The sequence below is a fragment of the Granulosicoccus sp. 3-233 genome, assembly GCF_052681095.1.
In genome coordinates this window covers 1-1,144 of record NZ_JBQYLE010000043.1, presented here as the reverse complement: position 1 = coordinate 1,144, position 1,144 = coordinate 1, and the positions used below count along the sequence as shown (strand labels likewise).

The following is a 1,144-nucleotide window of genomic DNA, read 5'->3' as shown; positions in this document are numbered from 1 at the left end:
AGAAGCTGCAGAACAGCTGAATAAGTTAGGTCATCGCAACTGGAAGGGTGAGGAGTTCACTGGCAAACGCGTGTCATTCGTGCGCAGAACTTATCAGCTAAAAAGCCGCTATGCTCGCCTGCGTGAGCGCGGGTTTATCAACGCCACCGAGATGAGTTTGCATCTAGGCATAGCCCAGACAACGGTCTACGAGTGGGCCCGCGACGGGCTGCTGCAACGTGAGGCATGGGCTGGTGGCAAGAAATGTCTTTTCGCCACACTACCCGGTATCATTATCAAGAAAGGGTGCGGCGGCCGCGGTGCCAAACCACCTGAAGTAACCATCGTTCCATCGTCAGAACAGGAGATAGTATGAACACCTCGCCTTGTCCTTGGGTTTTCTGACTCTCGCCGGAATGATGACCGTGCCGGAGTAGTCCGCCCAGCTCTGATAGGCAGCATTGATTTTGGCCACCCAGGGATGCGGTTTTATGACTGCCGATTTCAAGCAGTCGGGAACGACAATCTGGGTAATGCCACCGAAGAAGTCGAAGGCTGCATTATGGCTTTGAATCCAGTCCGCCTCTGTCTGTGATAGCGAGGCGTGCGCAAACGTATAGCCTGATGCGCCCAGTACTGCCACAAAGATCTGTGCATTGACGAACTCGCCGGTGGCGGCATCAACTATTGGTACTGTCCGACCGGCGTAGTCAACGAAGCACTTCTCGCCAGCGATATGTACCTGCCGCATGGAGCGCTTCTGCGTGCCGAGCCAGTCCTTGTAGCGATTGCAAAAATGCGAGTAGCTGTAGCCGTTATCAGGGTGCATCTCGCGGTACTCCTCCCATAACAACAGCAGCGTCATGCCCTTGGTGGACAGTTCCTGCTGTAGGGTGGGGAAATCCGGAGCTACAAAGTCAGTGGCGCGCCCGGTACTGGCAGGTGGAAACAAGACAGAACCGAGGTCCCGTTCACTCATGCCTTCGGGCAACGGCCACGAAAGCCCTGCTTGGCGAGCACGCTTGAGATAGTTGGACACCGTGCCGTAACCGATGTTCTGGGAGGTCGCAATCTGCCGCAGGGTCAGGCCAGCTTCGTAGTGCAGACGCAGGATGGTTTTGATCTTTCGCATTGGGAGTCTCGGTGTAGCCAAAACTGTGCGCTC

2 protein-coding genes are annotated in these 1,144 nt (G+C 55.7%); one reads left to right on the top strand and one right to left on the bottom strand.

The genetic code is table 11. The features are described from left to right. A partial coding sequence (locus tag ACUNV4_RS30310; protein ID WP_430882418.1) for a hypothetical protein occupies positions 1–355 on the top strand: 355 nt, incomplete at its 5' end. On the opposite strand, the gene istA is transcribed toward ACUNV4_RS30310, so the two are convergent. Continuing rightward, a partial coding sequence (gene istA, locus ACUNV4_RS30305; RefSeq protein ID WP_430882417.1) for an IS21 family transposase occupies positions 335–1,144 on the bottom strand: 810 nt, incomplete at its 5' end. The genes ACUNV4_RS30310 and istA overlap by 21 nt on opposite strands.